Genomic DNA, 18,234 nt, shown 5'->3' with positions numbered 1-18,234 from the left:
TTGGGCTCAGGTGAAGGTGTTGTCGCGCGGGAAGCCTCGCGGCGCCATCCGGCCCGAGGTCGCCCGCTTGCCGATCCACTCTTCGAGGTTGGTCTCGGTGCGGGTGCGCCCGGCCGGGTCACGCCACGACAGGCCGTCTGCGAGGGTGAAGGTGGTGACGTCGGACATGCCGCCGTCCTTGTACTTCTGCAGGCGGACGCCCTTGCCGCGGCCCATCTCGGGCAGCTCGTCGGCCATGAAGACCAGCACCTTGCGGTTCTCGCCCACCACTGCCACGGCGTCGCCGGAGACCGGCTTGCAGACCTTTGCCTTTACCCCGTCCTTGACGTTCAGCACCTGCTTGCCGGCGCGGGTCTGGGCCAGCACCTCGGCCTCGGGTACGACGAAACCGTCGCCGGCGGAGGAGGCCACCAGCAGCCGGCGGTCGGGCTGATGGATGAAGATGTCGAGGATTTCGGCCTCGTTCGGCAGGTCGACCATCAGGCGCAGCGGCTCACCCATGCCGCGCCCGCCCGGCAGGCTCGCCGCCGCGAGGGTGTAGAAGCGGCCGTTGGTGCCGAAGACCAGCAGCTTGTCGGTGGTCTCGGCGTGGAAAACGAAGCGCGGGCCGTCGCCGTCCTTGAACTTGAGCTCGCGGTTCAGGTCGATGTGGCCGGTCATGGCGCGGATCCAGCCCATCTGGCTGCACACCACGGTGATCGGCTCGCGCTCGATCATCGCCTCGAGCGGCACTTCCTCGGCCTCGCCCGCCTCGGCGAAGGAGGTCAGGCGCGCGCCACGGTCGAGATCCTTGGCGAAGCTCTTCTTCACCTCGCGCAGCTGCTCGGAGATGCGCTTCCACTGCAGCTCGTCGCTGGCCAGAAGGTCCTCGAGCCCGGCGCGCTCTTCCATCAGCTTGTCGCGCTCGTTGACCAGCTCGAGCTCCTCGAGCCGGCGCAGGCTGCGCAGGCGCATGTTCAGGATGGCCTCGGCCTGCACGTCCGAGAGCCCTTCGGAGCGGCCGCCGAAGCGCTGCGGGATGGTGCCCGGCCCGCCCTCGTCGGCAAGCACGCCACGGGCCACTGCCTCGGGATCGGGCCGCAGCTCGAGCGCCTTCACGTCGACGCCCAGCAGCGGCGACACGTAGTCGCTGTCGTCGGTCGCGCGCGAGATCGTCGCCTGGTGCGGCTTCGACCAGTCCTCGTACATCAGCGCGGCCTTGGGGTCGTCGTCGTAGCGGATGATGTCGATCACCCGGTCGAGGTTCAGGAAGGCGATGATCAGGCCTTCGAGCACCTCCAGCCGGTTGTCGATCTTCGCCATCCGGTGACGCGAACGGCGGCAGAGCACGTCGCGGCGGAAGTCGAGGAAGGCGCGCAGCACCTCCTTGAGCGAGCAGACCTTGGGCGTGAGCCCGTCGATCAGCACGTTCATGTTCAGCGAGAAGCGGATCTCGAGGTCGCTGTTGCGGAACAGCATGTTCATCAGCACGTCGGGATCGACGTTCTTGGTCTTGGGCTCCAGCACCATGCGCACGTCTTCCGCGCTCTCGTCGCGGATGTCGGCGAGGATCGGCACCTTCTTGGTCTGGATCAGCTCGGCCAGCCGTTCGACCAGTTTCGACTTCTGCACCTGGTAGGGGATCTCGGTCACCACCGCCTGCCACATGCCGCGGCCGAGGTCCTCGACCTCCCATTTGGCGCGCAGGCGGATCGAGCCGCGGCCGGTGCGGTAGGCCTCGGCGATGTTCTCGCGCGGCTCGACGATGACGCCGCCCGTGGGGAAGTCCGGGCCGGGCACGTAGTTCAGCAGGGTCTCGTCGCGGGCGTCCGGCGTCTTGATCAGATGCAGGCAGGCGTCGATGAGCTCGCCGATGTTGTGCGGCGGGATGTTGGTGGCCATGCCCACCGCGATGCCGCTGGCACCGTTGGCCAGCAGGTTCGGGTAGGAGGCGGGCAGCACCGTCGGTTCTTCGAGACGGCCGTCGTAGTTCGGGCGGAAGTCGACCGAATCCTCGTCGAGCCCCTCGAGCAGCGCCTCGGCCATGATCGTCATGCGCGCTTCGGTGTAGCGCGAGGCCGCCGGGTTGTCGCCGTCGATGTTGCCGAAGTTGCCCTGACCGTCGACCAGCGGGTAGCGGATCGTGAAGTCCTGCGCGAGGCGCGCCATGGCGTCGTAGATCGCCGCGTCACCGTGCGGGTGGAAGTCGCCCATGGTGTCGCCGCTGATCTTTGCGGACTTCAGGAAGCCTCCGGAGGAACTAAGCCGGAGCCTGCGCATTGCATATAGGATACGACGATGAACGGGCTTCAGCCCATCGCGGGCGTCAGGAAGCGCCCGGTTCATGATCGTCGAAAGCGCGTAGGTCAGGTAGCGCTCGCCGATGGCACGGCGAAGCGGCTCGGCCACGTTACGGGGGTTCATATTGGGGTCATCGACGATGTCATTCATAGATTGTGAGATACAAGCGGCGAGAGCGCCGGTAAAGCGGTCGCCGTCCGGCGGGGCGAATTTTTACGGAATTCCCTTAGAGCCGTCGCGGGAATCTGATACTCTGACAGCGGCGTCGCAGGGTTTTTTCGCGGCGCGGTGCCATTGGTCCCTTCGCGGTAACTGTGGCGGGAGAATTTGAGATGAAGAGTTATATTCTGGTTACCTTCGGCCTGCTGGGAGTGGCCTGGTACGAGATGTCGGGCGGCGCCGACTTCGGGGTCGAACATCGCACCGAAAAGATGGCCTCTGCCGTGACGGCCCCCATGCCCGAGGTCTCTCGCGGGAGCACCGATGCCGCCACTCTCGCAACCGTCGCACAGGCGAAGATCGGGCAGGCCCGGATCGTGCCGGCATCCGCGACGGTCTCGAGCGGCAGCGACCTGAAGACGCCCGACGCCCAGACGCTCGCGCAGACCGCCAAGCCGAAGGCCCGGCCCGAGACCAGTCCGGTTCCGAAACTCGACATCACGCTCGCCTCGGTGCGGCCCATGGCCTCGCCCGGCGTCCCGATCGACGCGGCACAGGGCGACGAGGCCATCCAGCTTGCCGCGGTGGCCACCACCAGCGATGCCACGCCCGAGGATGCCGAGTTGGCCGTGCTGCCCGACATGCGCAAGGTCACCGGCACGCTGGTGAACATGCGCAACGGCCCCGGCACCCGTTTTCACGTGGTCGACCAGTTGAGCCGTGGCGCCTCGGTCGAGGTCCTCGCCGATCCCGGCGATGGCTGGGTGCGCCTCAAGGTGACAGAGAGCAACCGAGTCGGCTGGATGTCCGACGACTTCCTGCGCGTGGCCGCCGACTGAGCCACGCTTGCGCCCCCTGCCGGGCTGGCTTACGCCGGTCGCGACAGGCAGGAAAGGGCGCGCATGACCGGCAGATCCGTTCTCATTACAGGCTGTTCCTCGGGGATCGGCCATGACGCGGCGCACGGGCTGCGCGCCCGCGGCTGGCGCGTCTTCGCCGCCTGCCGGCAGGAGAAGGACTGCGCCCGCCTGCGCGACGAGGGCTTCGCGAGCCCCCAGCTCGACTACACCGACGAGGCCAGCATCACCCGCGCCCTGGACCAGGTGCTCAGCTCGACCGGCGGCACGCTCGACGCGCTCTACAACAACGGCGCCTTCGCGGTGCCGGGCGCGGTCGAGGACCTCCCCACCGGCGCCCTGCGCGAGATCTTCGAGGGCAACTTTTTCGGCTGGCACACGCTCACCCGCGCGGTGATCCCGGTGATGCGGCGGCAGGGGCACGGGCGGATCGTCAACTGTTCCTCGGTGCTGGGGCTTGTGCCGATGCCGTGGCGTGGAGCCTATGTCTCGTCCAAGTTCGCGCTCGAAGGGCTGACCGACGTGCTGCGGATCGAGATGCGCGACACCGACATCAAGGTGATCCTGATCGAGCCCGGCCCGATCACCTCGCGGATCCGCGCCAACTCGGTGCCCTATTTCGAGAAATGGCTCGACTGGAAGGCCTCGCCCCGCGCCGCCCAGTACGAGACTTCGCTGCTCAGGCGGCTCTACGCTTCGCCCTCGAAGGACCGTTTCGAGCTGCCGCCCTCGGCTGTGACCGACGTGCTGGCCAGAGCGCTGGAGCACCCGCGCCCGAAGCCGCGCTACTACGTGACCGTGCCCACCCACCTGATGGGGCGGCTGCGGCGGATCCTGCCGACCGCCGCGCTGGATACGCTGATCGACCGCGCCCGATAGGCGGTTCGCTTTTCCGTCGCGACCGGCTATGTCTCTGGCGAAGCCTGGGAGGGAGAGACGAGATGCGAGACGATCCATTGTTCCTGGCGGTTGCCGGCGTCATGCTGGTGGTCGTCCTGATCCTGCTCTTCGGCATCGGCTCCTTTGCCAAGGGCGGCGAGTTCAACAAGAAATATGCAAACAAGGCGATGCGCTGGCGCATCATCGCGCAGTTCGTGGCGGTGGTGCTGATCGTGATCTTCGTCCTGATCCGCAGGGGAGGCTGACCATGGTCGTGCTCAACAAGATCTACACCCGCACCGGCGACAAGGGCGACACCGCGCTGGTCGACGGCACCCGGGTGCCGAAGTTCAATGCACGGGTCGAGGCCTATGGCACCGTCGACGAGCTCAACGCGGCGCTGGGCGTGACCCGGCACCACGCCGAGGGCGCTCTCGCCGAGGCTTTGGCGCGGATCCAGAACGACCTTTTCGACCTTGGCGCCGATGTCGGTCGCCCGGACATCTCGAAGGACGCCGAGGCCGGCTACCCGGTGCTGCGCATGGTTGCCGCGCAGGTCGACCGGCTCGAGGCCGAGATCGACGCGATGAACGCCGATCTCGAGCCGCTGCGCAGCTTCGTGCTGCCCGGGGGCTCGGCGCTGGCGGCGCATCTGCACGTCTGCCGCACGGTCGCACGCCGGGCCGAACGCCGCACCGTAGAGCTCGCCTCCGTCGAGGAGGTGAACGAACACGCGGTGAAATACCTCAACCGGCTCAGCGACTGGTTCTTCGTGGCCTCGCGCATCTCCAACCACAACGGCCGCGCCGACGTGCTCTGGGTCCCGGGCGCCAACCGCTAGCCAAAGCGGCGAAAAAACACCCACACACGTGGCGCGCGCTCCCGAAATTTGGGCGCCCGCCCCTTCATCTTGCCAGAAAAACTCCCGCCGGAGGCATCCCGCCCTTCCCGCACGGCGCGACGCAAGCCTCGCCAGGCGCCGGCTCAGGCCCCGACCGGCCGTGCTTCGATCACCACGAAGGCCTGTGCCCAGGGGTGATCGTCGGTCAGCGTCACGTGGATGATGGCCTCGTGTCCCGGCGGCGTCATTGCGTCGAGCCGCTCCCTGGCCCAGCCGCTCACGTGCATCACGGGCTGGCCGCTGGCCAGGTTGGTCACCGCCATGTCCTTCCACGATATGCCCATGCGCAGCCCGGTACCGAGCGCCTTCGAGCAGGCCTCCTTGGCCGCCCATCGCTTGGCGTAGGTGCCCGCGACGTCGGCGCGGCGCTCGGCCTTGCGCTGCTCGGTCTCGGTGAAGACGCGGTTGCGGAACCTGTCGCCGAAGCGCTCGAGTGTGCCCGCGATGCGGTCGATGTTGGCGAGATCGGTGCCGATTCCGAGGATCACCGTGCGCTCCCGCGCGAGGTCTCGAGGCAGTAGTGGGCGGGCGCGGTCACGCCCGCGCCTCGTCCATCAGCCGCCGCATCTCGGCGATGGCGGGGCCGAGGCCGCGGAAGATCGCCTCGCCGATCAGGAAGTGCCCGATGTTGAGCTCGATCACCTCGGCAAAGGCCGCGACCGGCTTCACCGTGTCGTAGGTCAGCCCGTGGCCGGCGTGGACCTCGAGCCCCAGCGAATGGGCATAAGCGGTCATGTCGCGCAGCCGCGTGAGCTCGGCGTCGCGCTCGTCGAAGCGGCCCTCGGCGTGGAGGTCGCAGTAGTGGCCGGTGTGCAGCTCGACCACCTGAGCGCCGATGCGTGCCGAGGCCGCCACCTGCGCCTTGTCGGCACCGATGAACAGCGACACGCGGCAGCCGGCCTCGCGCAGCGGGTCGATGAAATGGGCGAGGCGGTTCTCGTTCATCGCCACCTCGAGCCCGCCCTCGGTGGTCACTTCCTCGCGCTTCTCGGGCACGATGCAGACCGCGTGCGGCTTGTGGCGCAGGGCGATGGCCTGCATCTCGTCGGTGGCGGCCATCTCGAGGTTCAGCGGCAGGTTCAGGCTCTCCATGAGCCCGTCGATATCCGCGTCCGAGATGTGCCGGCGGTCCTCGCGAAGATGCGCGGTGATGCCGTCGGCACCGGCCTCTTGGGCAATCTGCGCGGCGCGCAGCGGGTCGGGATAGGCGCTGCCACGGGCGTTGCGCACGGTGGCGACGTGGTCGATGTTGACGCCAAGCCGCAGGCGTCCGGCATAGTCGGTCATGGGGTCCTCGCGAGGGATGCGGTAACGGTCGGACAGTAGACCGGGCGCTGCGCGGGGGAAACCGTTTTTCCGCCGTCGCCGAGGGGCGTTTGCGCGGGCGCGCCGTGGCAGGGGTGGCGGAGTGCCGCGGACCCGGGATTTGCCATGGGCCCTCCACCGTGGCTAAAGGGGCAGGCGAACCAATTGCTTGCAAGAGGTCCTCATGGCCAGACGCGCGTCCCCCGACCGGCTGCTTCCTGCAAAGGCCCAGGCCACCCTGCGCCGTGCCGCCCTGCTTTCTGCCCTCGCGGCGGCGGCCTGGCCGCTGCAGGCGCTGCTGATCTCCTGGGGCATCGGCGGCTGGCTCTCCGGGGCGCCGGGCTCGGCCAGCCTCGGGGTCGCGGCGGGCTTTGCGGCGGTGGGCATCGCGCGGGCGGGACTCGACCGGGTGGCGGCGCGGCTCGCCTTCCGTGCGGCCGATGGGGTCATCCACGACCTGCGCCAGCAGCTTCTGACGCGCGAGGCGCTGCGCCCCGGCGCCGGGGCCTCGTCGGCGGCGCTCGCGGCGATGCTGACCGAGAAGCTCGCGGTGCTGGGCCCCTGGATCACCCGCTACCGTCCCGCCATGGCGCGCACGCGGCTGGTGCCGCTCTTGATCCTCGCGCTGGCCTTCTACGTCTCGTGGGCGGTCGGGCTCGTCTTCCTGATCGCGGGCCCGCTGATCCCGGTGTTCATGGCGCTGGTGGGCATGGCCGCCAAGGAAGCGAGCAGCCGCCAGATGGTCGAGATCGGCGACATGAACACGCTGCTCATCGACCGTATCGCGGCGCTTCCCGACATCCTGCTGCTGAACGCGGGCGATGCCTCGCGCGCGGCGTTCGAGGCCCGCGCCGAGGGGCTGCGCGCCCGCACCATGGCGGTGCTGCGCATCGCCTTCCTCTCCTCGACCACGCTCGAGCTTTTCGCAGCCATCGGCGTCGCCATGGTGGCGGTCTTCGTGGGCTTCTCGCTGCTCGGCGAGGTGACCTGGGGCAGCTGGGGCGGGCTGACGCTGAGCGAGGGCATCTTCCTGCTGCTGCTGGCGCCCGAGTTCTTCCAGCCCCTGCGCGATCTTGCCGCCGCGTGGCACGACAAGGCGGCAGCCGAGGCCGTGGCGGACGAGCTTGATGCGCTGGCCGGTGACGACACCGCGCCGGTGTTGGGGCAGGGCGCGCAGGCCGCACCGCTGGCGGGGCCCGCCTCGGTGGCGCTGCGGGGCGTCACGGTGCTGCGCGGGGCGCAGCGGCTGGCGCTGCCGGATATCGAGGTCGGGCCGGGCGAAAGCGTGGCGCTGTCGGGTCCGAGCGGCGCGGGCAAGTCCACCATGCTCGACCTGCTGGCCGGCCTGCTGGCTCCCGCCGAGGGGCAGGTCGTCGTCGCCGGGCAGCCGCTGACCGCCGGCATCGCCGACGCCTGGCGCGCGCGCATCGCCTACGTGCCGCAAAGCGTGCACGTGCCCGACATGACGCTCAGGCGCTTTCTCGACCCGCATGACAGTGGCGCCGACCTCAATGCCGCGCTGCGCGACGCCCGGGCCGAGGGCATCGTCGCGGCACTGCCCGAGGGGCTCGAGACGGTGCTGGGCGAGACTGGCGCCGGTGTCTCGGGCGGCGAGGCACGGCGGCTGCTGATCGCGCGGGCCTTCCTGAGCGGTGCCGACGTGATCCTTGCCGACGAGCCGACGGCGGATCTGGACGCGGCCAACGGGGCCGCGATCACCGAGGCGCTGGTGGCGCTCGCCAAAGGGGGGCGGACGGTGATCGTCGCAACCCACGACCCGGCGCTCGCGGCGGCGATGGGACGGATCGTACCGGTGGGGGAGGGCGTGGCATGAGACAGCTCTGGCAGATCCTGCGGCTGCTCTGGACCGCCGAGCCGCGCGCCATGTGGCGCGGTGCGGTGCTGGCGGTGACGGTGCTGGTGATGGGCGCGGCGCTGCTCGGCCTTTCCGGGTGGTTCATCACCGCGACTGGCATGGCCGGGCTCGCGGGCATCGGCATCGCCTTCGACGTGTTCCGGCCCTCGGCGGGGGTCCGGATGCTGGCGCTCGGCCGGGCCGCCGCCCGCTACGGCGAGCGGCTGCTGACCCACGATGCGACGCTGCGCGCGCTGGCGCGTCTGCGGGTGACGCTGCTCGCCCGACTCGAGCGTTTCCCAATGCCCGAGCTGCGCCGGATGCGCGGTGCCGCGGCACTGACGCGGATCACCGCAGACGTGGATGCGCTCGACGGGGTCGTGCTGCGGCTGGCGCTGCCGGTGGCGGCGGCGCTGATCACCCATGCCGCGGCTTTCGTGGCGCTCTGGGCGCTGACCTCGCACGCGATCGCCGCCTCCATTGCGCTCGGCTACCTGATCGGCGGCGGCGTGGTGCTCTGGCGGGTGGGGCGCGCGACGCTCGAGCCGTCGAGCCGCGCCGAGGCGGCGATGCAGACCCTGCGGCAGGGCGCCATCGGGCTGTTCCGGGGCCGTCGCGAGGCGATCCTGCAGGGCACGCTGCCGCGCTGGCGGGCGTCTCTCGACGCCACCGAGGCCGAGGCCCGCGCCGCCATGGACCGTCTCGATGCCATCGACACCGGCGCGGGCATGGTGCTGTCGGTCATCGTGGCGCTGGTCGCCGCCGTGGCCTTTGCGCTGGCGGGTGTTCTGGTCGCGGGCGACAACCTCGACCCGGCGCTGGCGGCGGTGGGGGTCTTCGTGGCGCTCGCGCTGGCCGAGACGCTGGTGCCGCTGCGTCGTGGCATGGCCGAGATCGGGCGGATGCGCGACGCCGCCGCCCGGGTGCTGGCCGAGCCGCAGGTCGCGGCAAGGCCCGAGCGCAAGGGCCCGGCACAGGCGGCGGTTCCCGGCGCCGTGCTCGAGGTCCGGCACCTGTCGCTGGCCCGGCCGGGCTGGTCGCGGCTGCTTCTGCACGACCTCGGTTTCGCGGCCATACCCGGCGAGACGCTGGCGATCCGCGGCGCGAGCGGTGCGGGCAAGAGCACGCTGCTCGACGTGCTCGTGGGGCTCGAACCGGCTACGGCCGGCGAGGTGCTGCTGCTGGGCAAGCCGCTCTCCGAATGGGAGCCCGCGGCGCTGCGCGATGTCGTGACGCTGGTGCCGCAACGCTCGGCACTTTTGTCGGGCAGCATCTTCGACAATCTCGCGCTCGCCGATCCGGGGCTGACCCCGGAGGCCGCCCGCGCCGTCCTGCGCGCCGTGGCGCTCGAGGACGCGGTCGAGGCGCGTGGCGGGATCCGGTCACAACTGGGTGAGGGGGGCGCCGGGCTTTCGGGCGGGCAGGCGCGACGTCTTGTCCTTGCACGGGCCCTGTTGCGTCGTCCGAAGCTGCTGCTGCTGGACGAACCGACCGAGGGGCTCGACGGGCCGACTGCACGGCAAGTGCTTGCAGGCGCGAGGGAATTCCTTCCAGACACGGCGATCGTCACTGCCTCGCACCGGGCGGCGGAGCTTGAGTCGGCGGACCGGGTTCTGGAACTCGAAAGATATATTCCAGAGGTCTGATATTTTGATCCAGATCAAGACTGGTGCCGGGCTCAGGGTGTAGCAGGGGGCGAAAGCCGAGTCTGAAAAGGACATTTTGCTGAGTCGTATCGCATTGAAAGTGCGGGCGATTCACACGCTTGAATATGAATCTGTGACATATCTTATCGCTCGCGGAAGGTCTCCCCTCTGACCGCGGGTGCAATGTCACGCAACCAAGGAGACGGAAACATGGAACTCGATATCGTCGAGTTGTCGCGGCTGCAGTTCGCGATGACCGCGATGTATCACTTCCTCTTCGTGCCGCTCACGCTGGGTCTGTCGATCCTCGTGGCGATCATGGAGACGGTCTACGTGATGACGAACCGTCCGATCTGGCGCCAGATGACCAAGTTCTGGGGCACCCTGTTCGGTATCAACTTCGTGCTGGGCGTCGCGACCGGCATCACCATGGAATTCCAGTTCGGTATGAACTGGAGCTACTACAGCCACTACGTCGGCGACATCTTCGGAGCGCCGCTGGCTATCGAAGGGCTGATGGCCTTCTTCCTCGAGGCCACCTTCGTCGGGCTATTCTTCTTCGGCTGGGACAAGCTCAGCAAGGTCGCGCACATGATCGTTGCGTGGCTCGTGGCGCTGGGCTCGAACTTTTCGGCGCTGTGGATCCTGATCGCCAACGGCTGGATGCAGAACCCGGTCGGCGCGGCGTTCAATCCCGACACCATGCGCATGGAGATGACCAGCTTTTTCGAGGTCATGTTCAACGAGGTGGCGCAGGCCAAGTTCGTGCACACGGTCTCGGCAGGCTACGTCACCGCGTCGGTCTTCGTGCTTGGCGTCTCGGCGTGGTACCTGCTGAAGGGCCGCCACGTGGCACTTGCCCGGCGCTCCATCGCGGTCGCGTCGAGCTTCGGCCTTGCCGCGGCGCTCTCGGTCGTGGTGCTGGGCGACGAGTCCGGCTACTCGGCCTCGCACACCCAGAAGATGAAACTCGCGGCCATCGAGGCCATGTGGGAGACCCACCCGGCCCCCGCGCCGTTCACCGCCATCGGCTTCCCGGACAAGGAAGCGCGCGAGACCCATTACGCCATCGAGATCCCCTGGGTCATGGGGCTGATCGGCACCCGCTCGCTGGACACCGAGATCCCAGGCATCAACGATCTCGTGGCCGAGGCCGATGCGCGGGTGCGTTCGGGCATCATCGCCTATGACGCGCTGATGACCATCCGGGCCGAGCGCGACGCCACGCCCGCCGAGGTCCGCGCGACCTTCGAGGAGCATTCGGCCGACCTTGGCTTCGCCTTCCTGCTGAAGCGCTACGTCGACGATCCGCGCGACGCCACCGAGGCGCAGATCGTGCAGGCGGCCGCGGATACGATCCCCGGCGTTGCCCCGCTGTTCTGGGCTTTCCGCCTGATGGTGGGTCTCGGCTTCGCCTTCATCGCGGTGATGATCTACTTCTTCGTGACCGGCAATTTCCGGGGCGGGCAGTACCCGCGCTGGGCGCTGCGGCTCGCGGTGATCATCATCCCCGCGCCGTGGATCGCCGCCGAGCTGGGCTGGTTCGTGGCCGAGTTCGGGCGCCAGCCGTGGACCGTCGACGGGGTGCTCCCCACGGCGCTCTCGGCAAGTCACCTGAGCGTCGGCGACCTTCTCATCACCCTGGCGGGCTTCGTGATCTTCTACACGGTGCTCTTCGTCATCGAGATGAGCCTGATGCTCAAGTACATCCGCAAGGGACCCTACATGGACGTCGACGAGACCGAGACGTGGACCGAGCGCCACGAACACCGGCTGCGCACCCATGACGGCAAGGGCCCGTTTGCACCCAACCCGGCGGAGTGAGGCACATGATCCTGCATGATCTTCTGAGTTTCGAATTGCTGCGCGTGATCTGGTGGGGGCTGCTCGGCGTGCTGCTGATCGGCTTCGCGCTGACCGACGGCTTCGACATGGGCGTGGGCGCCCTGCTGCCCTTCGTCGGCAAGACCGACACCGAGCGCCGCGTGGTCATCAACACCATCGGCCCGGTCTGGGAAGGCAACCAGGTCTGGTTCATCCTCGGCGGCGGGGCGATCTTCGCCGCGTGGCCGCCGCTCTACGCGGTCAGCTTCTCGGGCTTCTATCTCGCGATGTTCGCGGTGCTCGCGGCGCTGATCCTGCGGCCGGTGGGGTTCAAGTACCGCTCCAAGCGCGACAGCGCGGCGTGGCGGAGAGGCTGGGACTGGGCGCTCTTCGTGGGCGGCGCGGCACCGGCGCTGCTGTTCGGCGTGGCGGTGGGCAACGTGCTGCTGGGCGTGCCCTTCCACCTGACCGAGGACCTGATGCCGATGTACGACGGCACCTTCTACGGCAAGTTCCTCGGACTGCTGCGGCCCTTCGCGATCCTGTCGGGCGTGGTCTCGCTGTCGATGCTGATAATGCACGGCGCCGCCTGGCTGACCCTGAAGACCGAGGGCATGGTGCAGATCCGTGCGCGGACCATCGGCACCGTGGCGGGCATGGTCGCGGCCGTGGCCTATGCGCTGGCGGGGCTCTGGCTGGCCTTCGGCGTCGACGGTTTCGCCGTCGTGGGCGAGGTCGCCAAGGACGGGCCGTCGAATCCGCTCTATTCCGAGGTGACGCGCGGCGGCTCGTGGCTTGCGGCCTATGCCGAGCGTCCGTGGATCGCGATTGCGCCGCTCATGGGCTTTGCCGGCATCGCCATGGCGGTCCGCGGGCTGCGCGAGGGGCACGAGGTCTCGACTCTGCTCTGGTCCAAGCTCGCCATCACCGGGATCATCGCGAGCGTGGGCCTGACCATGTTCCCGTTCATCCTGCCCTCGATCGTCGACCCGAACAGCTCGCTCACGGTCTGGGACAGCTCGTCCTCGCACCTGACGCTGTTCGTAATGCTGGTGGCCGCCCTGATCTTCATGCCGCTCATCCTCATGTACACGGCGTGGGTCTACAAAGTGCTCTGGGGCAAGGTCACCGAAGACGACGTGACCGCCAACTCCGAGAGCGTCTATTGAGAAAGGACTGACACGATGTGGTATTTTGCCTGGCTTCTCGGTCTGCCGCTGGCGGCGCTCTTCGCGGTGCTGAACGCCATGTGGTTCGAGTTGAGAACCGACTCTCGGATCGTGGACGAGGCCGACTGCAACGGCGACCAGCCGGTCCGCTGATCCCCCTTTACGAACCTCAGGCGCGCCGTCCGACCCTCGGGCGGCGCGCTGCCGTGTCCGGGCCCGCGTTAAGAGATTATCAGGACTTTTCGCGAAACCGTCATACGTTCATTACGTGTGAGGATTAGTGATACCCGATGATACGCGATTTGCGGGTCTCGTGAGATGAGCAGCTACGGCGAGCAGATCGCAGCCCTGCCCATCCACTGGGACAAGAAAGGCAATCTCAAGGTCCTGATGGTCACGTCGCGGGACACGGGCCGCTGGGTGATGCCCAAGGGCTGGGAGATGAACGGCCGCAAGCCATGGGATGCTGCCGCCATCGAGGCGGTGGAAGAGGCCGGGGCCGTGGGCTACATCAGCCGGGAGGCGATCGGCAGTTTCGTCTACGACAAGCGGCTCGACGACGGCTCGGTGATGCCCTGCCGGGTGCAGGTCTATCCGATGATCGTCGAGAAGCTGAAGCGCAGCTGGAAGGAAAGGCACGAGCGCAAGCGCAAGTGGTTCTCGCCCAAGGGCGCCGCCAAGCGCGTGCATGAACCCGAGCTGTCCAAGCTGCTGACCTCACTGAGCGACAGGCCGCGCCGGCAACCGATTCTCCGCCAGCTTCTTCGCCGCGTCTGAACGGTTCCACCGCGCGCGGCATGGCCGCTTGCCAAGCCGCGCCGGCTCGCGCACTGCTGTGCCATGGATGATCGCGCTCTTCGGAGCCATGGTGCTGCGCGCCCGACGCGTTCCAGCCGGCGGCAATGCTCGCGGTGGGGGCTGCGATCTGCCTCGGGACCGAGCTGGTGGTCATCAAGCGGCTGAGCGGCCGCGAGGGCGCGTTCCAGATCCTGCTGGGCAACAACCTTATCGGCGCGGTCATCGCGACTTTGGCGGCGCTCTGGTTCTGGAAGGTGCCGACTCCGGCGCAATGGGCGGCGCTGGCCGGCATCGGGGTGCTGATGGCCGGCGCGCAGAGCTGCTTCATCCAGGCGATCCGGCGGGCGGACACGAGCTTCGTGTCGCCCTTCTGGTATGCCACGCTGGTCTTCGCGACGCTCTACGACATGGCGATCTTCGGCGTCGTGCCCGACGGCATCTCGGTGCTGGGCGCGGCGATCATCGTGGCGGGCGCGGGCCTTCTGGCCTGGCGCGAGGCCCTGCTGAGACCCGCCGGGGCCGTCACGCCTTCAGCCGCCAGCCGGTCCGAAACAGCGACCACGCCGCCAGCATCACTGCCGCTGTCGCCGCCACTGCCACCGCGAAGCCGAGCACCGGATTCGCGTCGCTGACCCCCAGCATCCCGAAGCGGGCGCCGTCGATCAGGTAGAACACCGGGTTGAAGTGGGTGATGGAATAGAGCACCGGCGGCAGCGCCTCGACCGAGTAGAAGGTGCCCGACAGGAAGGCGAGCGGGGTCACGATGAAGTTGGTGATCGCCGCCATCTGGTCGAACTTGTTGGCCCAGAGCCCCGCCAGCATCCCGAGCGACGACAGGAATGCCGCGCCCAGCGTTGCGAAGACCAGCAGCACCAGCGGGTGCGCCGGGAAGAGGCCGGTGATCAGCCAGAGCCCGAGGGTGATCGCCACCGCGACCATGAGTCCGCGCGCCACGCCGCCGGCGAGGTAGCCGAGCACCAGCTCGAACGGGGCGAGCGGCGGCATCAGCGTGTCGACGATATTGCCCTGCACCTTCGAGATCACGATCGAGGACGAGGTGTTGGCGAAGGCGTTCTGGATCACCGTCATCATCAGGATGCCCGGCGCGATGAAGCTGGTGAACGGCACCCCCATCACGTCTCCGCGACGCGGGCCGATGGCGATGGTGAAGATGAGCAGGAACAGGCCGGCCGTCACCAGCGGCGCCAGCAGGGTCTGGGTCCAGACATTGGCGAAGCGCAGCACCTCGCGGCGGCAAAGCGTGAACAGCCCGAGCCAGTTCACCGCGCCGAAACGACGCTCGCCCGGACCTTTGCGTGAGATGTCGGTCATGTGGGATCCCTTCCTATGCGGGCTTGGCTTGTAACTCGCAGTGCGATGACTACAATAGGGCCATCCGCGGATTTTCCAGGCGGCCCCGATGCCGGGCCGCCTTTTTCACTAAGGAAGCACCATGTCCTGGACCGATGAACGCGTCGAGCTGCTGAAGAAGATGTGGGCGGAAGGCCAGTCTGCCAGCCAGATCGCCAAGGAGCTCGGCGGGGTGACCCGCAATGCCGTGATCGGCAAGGTTCACCGCCTGGGGCTGTCGAACCGTACCGGATCGGGCCCCGCACCGGCGGCGGCAGCACCGGCGAAGGAAGCGAAGCCCGTCAAGGAGGCCAAGGCCAAGCCGGCACCCAAGCCCGCAGAGCCCGAGCCGGAGGCCAAGCCGCGCGAGACCGCCGCGGCGAGCGTTGCCGAAACCCGCCCGGTGCCGACGCCGGCGCGCAAGCAGATCATCCCCGCCGGCCAGCCGCTGCCGCCGCAGCCCTCTGCCAACGAGATCTCGCCCGAGGCGCTCGCCAAGGTGAGCGAGGTTGAGAAGAAGGCGAAGAAGCTCACGCTGATGGAGCTGACCGAGCGCACCTGCAAGTGGCCGGTGGGCGACCCCGCCACCGAGGACTTCTGGTTCTGCGGTTTGCCGGTGCAGCAGGGCAAGCCCTACTGCGAGGCTCATGTGGGCGTGGCCTTCCAGCCGATGTCCTCGCGCCGCGACCGTCGTCGCTGAGGCCCGGGCGCCACTCTCCATATAGAGAGGCGCACCTGTATTTATGACATCAGAAAGGCGGGGCCCCGGGAACGGGCGCCCCGCCTTCTTCTTGTCTTTGCTGGCCTGAACGGTTGTCGCGACACGAGCGACGGGCTCACCAACCCTGTGGCTCGAACCGGCGCGGCTGCGGCATCGGATGCGGCAGGCCCATGTCGTCGCGCTGCGCGTCGGTCAGTTTCTCGATCCGGCGGGTCTCGCGCCACCGGGCATCGCGGCGCAGGACCGCGGCCAGCGCGCCGAGGGCCACGGCGCCAATCCCGTACGTGGGGCGGGTCATGGAGAAGGGTTCTGAAATGGGACGGGGCATGGAAGCGATCCTTTTGAAACGGGAGAGGAGGTAGATGGTCTGCAGTCCGAGATTGACGCTACGTCGCAATCGCTGCGTAAAATCTCCCGTCAAAACCGGCGCGCACTTCGCAAAAACGTCGTAACCCTGCTAGGATCGTTCGTGAATTCGGTTTGATCCTCATCTTTTCCATCGCCTGACGGCCCGCCATGCTCACGATTCACCTCAACGGTCCCTTTCGTCTCAGCGGCCCGGGTGCCCCGGACCAGCTGTCGCGCCGGGGGCAGGCGATGATGGCCTACCTCTCCAGACAGCCCGAGATGCGCGCCGAGCGCGCGGCGCTGGCGGATCTGCTCTGGTCCGACCGTGCAGAGGAGCAGGCACGCGCCTCGCTGCGGCAGGAGCTTTCGGTGCTGCGCCGGGTCCTGCCCGAGGGGCTGCTCGCCGCGGATCGCCAGATCGTGCGGCTCGACCTGCGCAAGGTCGGCACGGACCTGTCCGGCGGCGGGCGCTTTCTCGAGGGGTTCGATCTGGCCTCGGAGGCCTTCGAGGACTGGCTCCGGCAGGAACGCAGCGCGCAGGATGCCGGGCCGCAGCCGGTTCACCCCGCCGGACCGCCGCCGCGTGACAGCCGGCCCGGGCTCGCGGTGATGCCGTTCCAGAGCTACGGGGCGCCGGATGACGAGATGTTGGCGGTGGGCGTGGTCGAGGACATCACCTCGGCGTTGTCGCGGGTGCGCGAGTTCCACATCGTCGCGCGCCAGTCGGCCTTCGGGTTGAGGGGCGGAGACCGGGATGTCGCTTCGGTCGGAGCACGGCTCGGCGTCGACTACGTGGTCGAGGGCTCGGTCCGGCAACAGGGGCAGAGGGTGCGGATTTCGGTGCATCTGGCGGCGGCGCGCGACGGACGGACAATCTGGGCCGAGCATTTCGACGACCGCATCGACGACCTCTTCGACCTGCAGGATCGTATCGCCGCCCTCGTCGCCGGCCAGATCGCGCCGCACCTGCGCGCCGCCGAGATCGCCCGGGCCCGCCGCCGCGCCCCGGAAGAGCGGACCGCCTACGAGCTCACGCTCAGCGCGCTCCCTCATTTCTGGTCGCACCGGCCGGAAGAGAATCTCAAGGCCATGCGGTTCCTGTCCCGTGCGCTTGAGCATGCGCCGGATTACGCCCCGGCCATGGCCTACAAGGCGTGGTGCCACGCGCACCAGTGCTGCTACCTCTGGAGCGAGGATGGCCATTCAGACCGGGACGCGGCGCTCGACCTTATCGAACGGGCCCGACCTCTGGTCCAGAACGACGCGGCTTCGCTGGTGGCGCTCGGGGCGACCTGTTCCATGGCGGCGAACGACTTCGAGCAGGCGGCGGCGCTGGTTGACCGGGCGCTGCTGCTCGATCCCAACAACGCCTGGGGCTGGCTGCGCCGCGGCTGGAACTCCGTCTACAAGGGAGACGCCGCGCAGGCGCTTCGCGACTTCGACCAGTGCGAGCGGCTGAGCCCGCTTGATCCGTTCCACTTCAACGTGCTGTTCGGCCGGTCCGCGGCGATGCGCAATCTCGGGCGTTTCGACGAGGCGGTGGCGCTGGTGAAGCAGGGGCTCCGCGCCGGGCCCGGCGCGACCTGGGCCTACCGGATGCTCTATGGCACGCTCTGGCTGGCGGGGCGGCGCGACGAGGCGATGGAGGCCGCGCGGATGTGGAAGGGCAGCAATCCGCACCTGACGCCCGAACTCATGGCTGCGCTCCTGCCGAAGTGGAGCCACGACCCCGAGTATTTCCGCGCGCTCCAGATGCTCTGGACGCTCGAGACATGTGGGGGCGGCGAGGGCTGACGGGTTTGCAGGGGCGTCGGACCAGTGCTGCCCCTGGGGACTCCTGGGCATCAGCAGAGTGTCGCGCTGATTCCGCTGGCGATTCCGCCGATTCCGGGCGGCCGCAGGGGCCGATCTGTGGATAAGCGTGTGGGTAAGCCGTCAGGGCGCTGCCGGGGCGCCTTGGGTGACCTTGGGGGAGGCAGAGCGAATTGGATGAGTGGCTCGTTTCGTATGAGTTAACCTTTTGAAATCCGTGCCATCTTCTCACTGATGAAAAAAAGATGACGAATAATGGGAAAGGGGGCTTGCGGGTGTCGGGTGTAATCCGTAGATAGCCCCTCACCGGCGGCGCTGAGGCGCTGACGG

18 protein-coding genes are annotated in these 18,234 nt (G+C 68.3%); 13 read left to right on the top strand and 5 right to left on the bottom strand.

Annotation, left to right across the window (positions count from 1 at the left end; all coding sequences use genetic code 11):
* Positions 1-6 precede the first annotated feature (6 nt).
* A complete protein-coding gene (locus tag BLQ77_RS25800; protein ID WP_089963998.1) occupies positions 7-2,430 on the bottom strand; it encodes a DNA topoisomerase IV subunit A in 2,424 nt (807 codons plus the stop codon).
* 182 nt (positions 2,431-2,612) lie between these two features.
* On the opposite strand from BLQ77_RS25800, the gene BLQ77_RS25795 reads away from it, so the two are divergent.
* The 4 genes from BLQ77_RS25795 (at position 2,613) to BLQ77_RS25780 (ending at position 5,016) form a co-directional block, all read left to right on the top strand.
* Entirely contained in the window at positions 2,613-3,278 is a 666-nt protein-coding gene (locus BLQ77_RS25795) for an SH3 domain-containing protein (protein ID WP_089963997.1), read from the top strand.
* A gap of 63 nt (positions 3,279-3,341) precedes the next feature.
* Positions 3,342-4,175, top strand: coding sequence for an SDR family NAD(P)-dependent oxidoreductase (locus tag BLQ77_RS25790; RefSeq protein WP_089963996.1), 834 nt, complete (start codon positions 3,342-3,344; stop codon positions 4,173-4,175).
* Positions 4,176-4,237: 62 nt separating this feature from the next.
* The gene (locus BLQ77_RS25785; protein ID WP_008887325.1) at positions 4,238-4,441 is read left to right on the top strand and encodes a twin transmembrane helix small protein; all 204 of its coding nucleotides are present in this window, start codon (positions 4,238-4,240) and stop codon (positions 4,439-4,441) included.
* A 2-nt stretch (positions 4,442-4,443) separates the two neighbouring features.
* A complete protein-coding gene (locus BLQ77_RS25780; RefSeq protein ID WP_089963995.1) occupies positions 4,444-5,016 on the top strand; it encodes a cob(I)yrinic acid a,c-diamide adenosyltransferase in 573 nt (190 codons plus the stop codon).
* A gap of 143 nt (positions 5,017-5,159) precedes the next feature.
* Here BLQ77_RS25780 and acpS read toward each other — a convergent pair whose 3' ends face one another.
* Complete coding sequence (gene acpS, locus BLQ77_RS25775) at positions 5,160-5,564, bottom strand: holo-ACP synthase (RefSeq protein ID WP_008887038.1); 405 nt, start codon at positions 5,562-5,564, stop codon at positions 5,160-5,162.
* 46 nt (positions 5,565-5,610) lie between these two features.
* Positions 5,611-6,363, bottom strand: a complete 753-nt coding sequence (locus BLQ77_RS25770) for a pyridoxine 5'-phosphate synthase (protein ID WP_089963994.1) — start codon at positions 6,361-6,363, stop codon at positions 5,611-5,613.
* A gap of 202 nt (positions 6,364-6,565) precedes the next feature.
* Here BLQ77_RS25770 and cydD point away from each other — a divergent pair, with 202 nt between their 5' ends.
* The 7 genes from cydD to BLQ77_RS25735 all read left to right on the top strand — a co-directional run bounded on the left by cydD (position 6,566) and on the right by BLQ77_RS25735 (position 14,305).
* On the top strand, positions 6,566-8,215 hold the full coding sequence (gene cydD, locus BLQ77_RS25765; RefSeq protein ID WP_089963993.1) for a thiol reductant ABC exporter subunit CydD: 1,650 nt from the start codon (positions 6,566-6,568) through the stop codon (positions 8,213-8,215).
* The gene (locus BLQ77_RS25760; RefSeq protein WP_089963992.1) at positions 8,212-9,882 is read left to right on the top strand and encodes an amino acid ABC transporter ATP-binding/permease protein; all 1,671 of its coding nucleotides are present in this window, start codon (positions 8,212-8,214) and stop codon (positions 9,880-9,882) included. The genes cydD and BLQ77_RS25760 overlap by 4 nt, the downstream gene beginning before the upstream one ends.
* A gap of 210 nt (positions 9,883-10,092) precedes the next feature.
* A complete protein-coding gene (locus BLQ77_RS25755; protein ID WP_008886887.1) occupies positions 10,093-11,706 on the top strand; it encodes a cytochrome ubiquinol oxidase subunit I in 1,614 nt (537 codons plus the stop codon).
* Between the two features lie 5 nt (positions 11,707-11,711).
* Entirely contained in the window at positions 11,712-12,875 is a 1,164-nt protein-coding gene (gene cydB / locus BLQ77_RS25750; RefSeq protein WP_008886595.1) for a cytochrome d ubiquinol oxidase subunit II, read from the top strand.
* A 15-nt stretch (positions 12,876-12,890) separates the two neighbouring features.
* The gene (gene cydX, locus BLQ77_RS25745; RefSeq protein ID WP_008886675.1) at positions 12,891-13,028 is read left to right on the top strand and encodes a cytochrome bd-I oxidase subunit CydX; all 138 of its coding nucleotides are present in this window, start codon (positions 12,891-12,893) and stop codon (positions 13,026-13,028) included.
* Between the two features lie 165 nt (positions 13,029-13,193).
* Entirely contained in the window at positions 13,194-13,652 is a 459-nt protein-coding gene (locus BLQ77_RS25740; RefSeq protein WP_089963991.1) for an NUDIX hydrolase, read from the top strand.
* Between the two features lie 125 nt (positions 13,653-13,777).
* A complete protein-coding gene (locus tag BLQ77_RS25735; RefSeq protein WP_110476946.1) occupies positions 13,778-14,305 on the top strand; it encodes a DMT family transporter in 528 nt (175 codons plus the stop codon).
* Here the strand turns inward: BLQ77_RS25735 and BLQ77_RS25730 are convergent.
* The gene (locus BLQ77_RS25730; RefSeq protein WP_008887194.1) at positions 14,196-15,005 is read right to left on the bottom strand and encodes an ABC transporter permease; all 810 of its coding nucleotides are present in this window, start codon (positions 15,003-15,005) and stop codon (positions 14,196-14,198) included. The two genes, BLQ77_RS25735 and BLQ77_RS25730, sit on opposite strands and share 110 nt — an antisense overlap.
* A 121-nt stretch (positions 15,006-15,126) precedes the next feature.
* Between BLQ77_RS25730 and BLQ77_RS25725 the strand changes: the two genes are divergently transcribed.
* Entirely contained in the window at positions 15,127-15,723 is a 597-nt protein-coding gene (locus BLQ77_RS25725) for a GcrA family cell cycle regulator (protein ID WP_008887292.1), read from the top strand.
* A gap of 136 nt (positions 15,724-15,859) precedes the next feature.
* Here the strand turns inward: BLQ77_RS25725 and BLQ77_RS25720 are convergent, their stop codons facing one another.
* Positions 15,860-16,042: a hypothetical protein gene (locus BLQ77_RS25720; RefSeq protein WP_131822062.1), complete on the bottom strand. Its 183-nt coding sequence runs from the start codon at positions 16,040-16,042 to the stop codon at positions 15,860-15,862.
* Positions 16,043-16,260: 218 nt separating this feature from the next.
* On the opposite strand from BLQ77_RS25720, the gene BLQ77_RS25715 reads away from it, so the two are divergent.
* Positions 16,261-17,886 carry a hypothetical protein gene (locus tag BLQ77_RS25715; RefSeq protein ID WP_089963989.1) on the top strand — a complete coding sequence of 542 codons (1,626 nt, stop codon included), beginning with the start codon at positions 16,261-16,263 and terminating at the stop codon, positions 17,884-17,886.
* The last annotated feature ends 348 nt before the right edge of the window (positions 17,887-18,234 follow it).

The organism is Salipiger thiooxidans, from assembly GCF_900102075.1.
Taxonomy (GTDB): domain Bacteria; phylum Pseudomonadota; class Alphaproteobacteria; order Rhodobacterales; family Rhodobacteraceae; genus Salipiger; species Salipiger thiooxidans.
Note: the sequence above shows the minus strand (reverse complement) of the source record. Positions and strands in the feature narration are given on the sequence as shown.

What these genes read in the sequence shown, in the direction of transcription:
- cydX (WP_008886675.1), top strand. Translation starts at nt 12,891, where the DNA reads ATGTGGTATTTTGCCTGGCTTCTCGGTCTGCCGCTGGCGGCGCTCTTC.
- BLQ77_RS25795 (WP_089963997.1), top strand. Translation starts at nt 2,613, where the DNA reads ATGAAGAGTTATATTCTGGTTACCTTCGGCCTGCTGGGAGTGGCCTGG.
- BLQ77_RS25790 (WP_089963996.1), top strand. Translation starts at nt 3,342, where the DNA reads ATGACCGGCAGATCCGTTCTCATTACAGGCTGTTCCTCGGGGATCGGC.
- cydB (WP_008886595.1), top strand. Translation starts at nt 11,712, where the DNA reads ATGATCCTGCATGATCTTCTGAGTTTCGAATTGCTGCGCGTGATCTGG.
- cydD (WP_089963993.1), top strand. Translation starts at nt 6,566, where the DNA reads ATGGCCAGACGCGCGTCCCCCGACCGGCTGCTTCCTGCAAAGGCCCAG.
- BLQ77_RS25780 (WP_089963995.1), top strand. Translation starts at nt 4,444, where the DNA reads ATGGTCGTGCTCAACAAGATCTACACCCGCACCGGCGACAAGGGCGAC.
- BLQ77_RS25735 (WP_110476946.1), top strand. Translation starts at nt 13,778, where the DNA reads ATGCTCGCGGTGGGGGCTGCGATCTGCCTCGGGACCGAGCTGGTGGTC.
- BLQ77_RS25725 (WP_008887292.1), top strand. Translation starts at nt 15,127, where the DNA reads ATGTCCTGGACCGATGAACGCGTCGAGCTGCTGAAGAAGATGTGGGCG.
- BLQ77_RS25760 (WP_089963992.1), top strand. Translation starts at nt 8,212, where the DNA reads ATGAGACAGCTCTGGCAGATCCTGCGGCTGCTCTGGACCGCCGAGCCG.
- BLQ77_RS25785 (WP_008887325.1), top strand. Translation starts at nt 4,238, where the DNA reads ATGCGAGACGATCCATTGTTCCTGGCGGTTGCCGGCGTCATGCTGGTG.
- BLQ77_RS25730 (WP_008887194.1), bottom strand. Translation starts at nt 15,005, where the DNA reads ATGACCGACATCTCACGCAAAGGTCCGGGCGAGCGTCGTTTCGGCGCG.
- BLQ77_RS25800 (WP_089963998.1), bottom strand. Translation starts at nt 2,430, where the DNA reads ATGAATGACATCGTCGATGACCCCAATATGAACCCCCGTAACGTGGCC.
- BLQ77_RS25755 (WP_008886887.1), top strand. Translation starts at nt 10,093, where the DNA reads ATGGAACTCGATATCGTCGAGTTGTCGCGGCTGCAGTTCGCGATGACC.
- BLQ77_RS25715 (WP_089963989.1), top strand. Translation starts at nt 16,261, where the DNA reads ATGCTCACGATTCACCTCAACGGTCCCTTTCGTCTCAGCGGCCCGGGT.
- BLQ77_RS25720 (WP_131822062.1), bottom strand. Translation starts at nt 16,042, where the DNA reads ATGACCCGCCCCACGTACGGGATTGGCGCCGTGGCCCTCGGCGCGCTG.
- BLQ77_RS25770 (WP_089963994.1), bottom strand. Translation starts at nt 6,363, where the DNA reads ATGACCGACTATGCCGGACGCCTGCGGCTTGGCGTCAACATCGACCAC.
- BLQ77_RS25740 (WP_089963991.1), top strand. Translation starts at nt 13,194, where the DNA reads ATGAGCAGCTACGGCGAGCAGATCGCAGCCCTGCCCATCCACTGGGAC.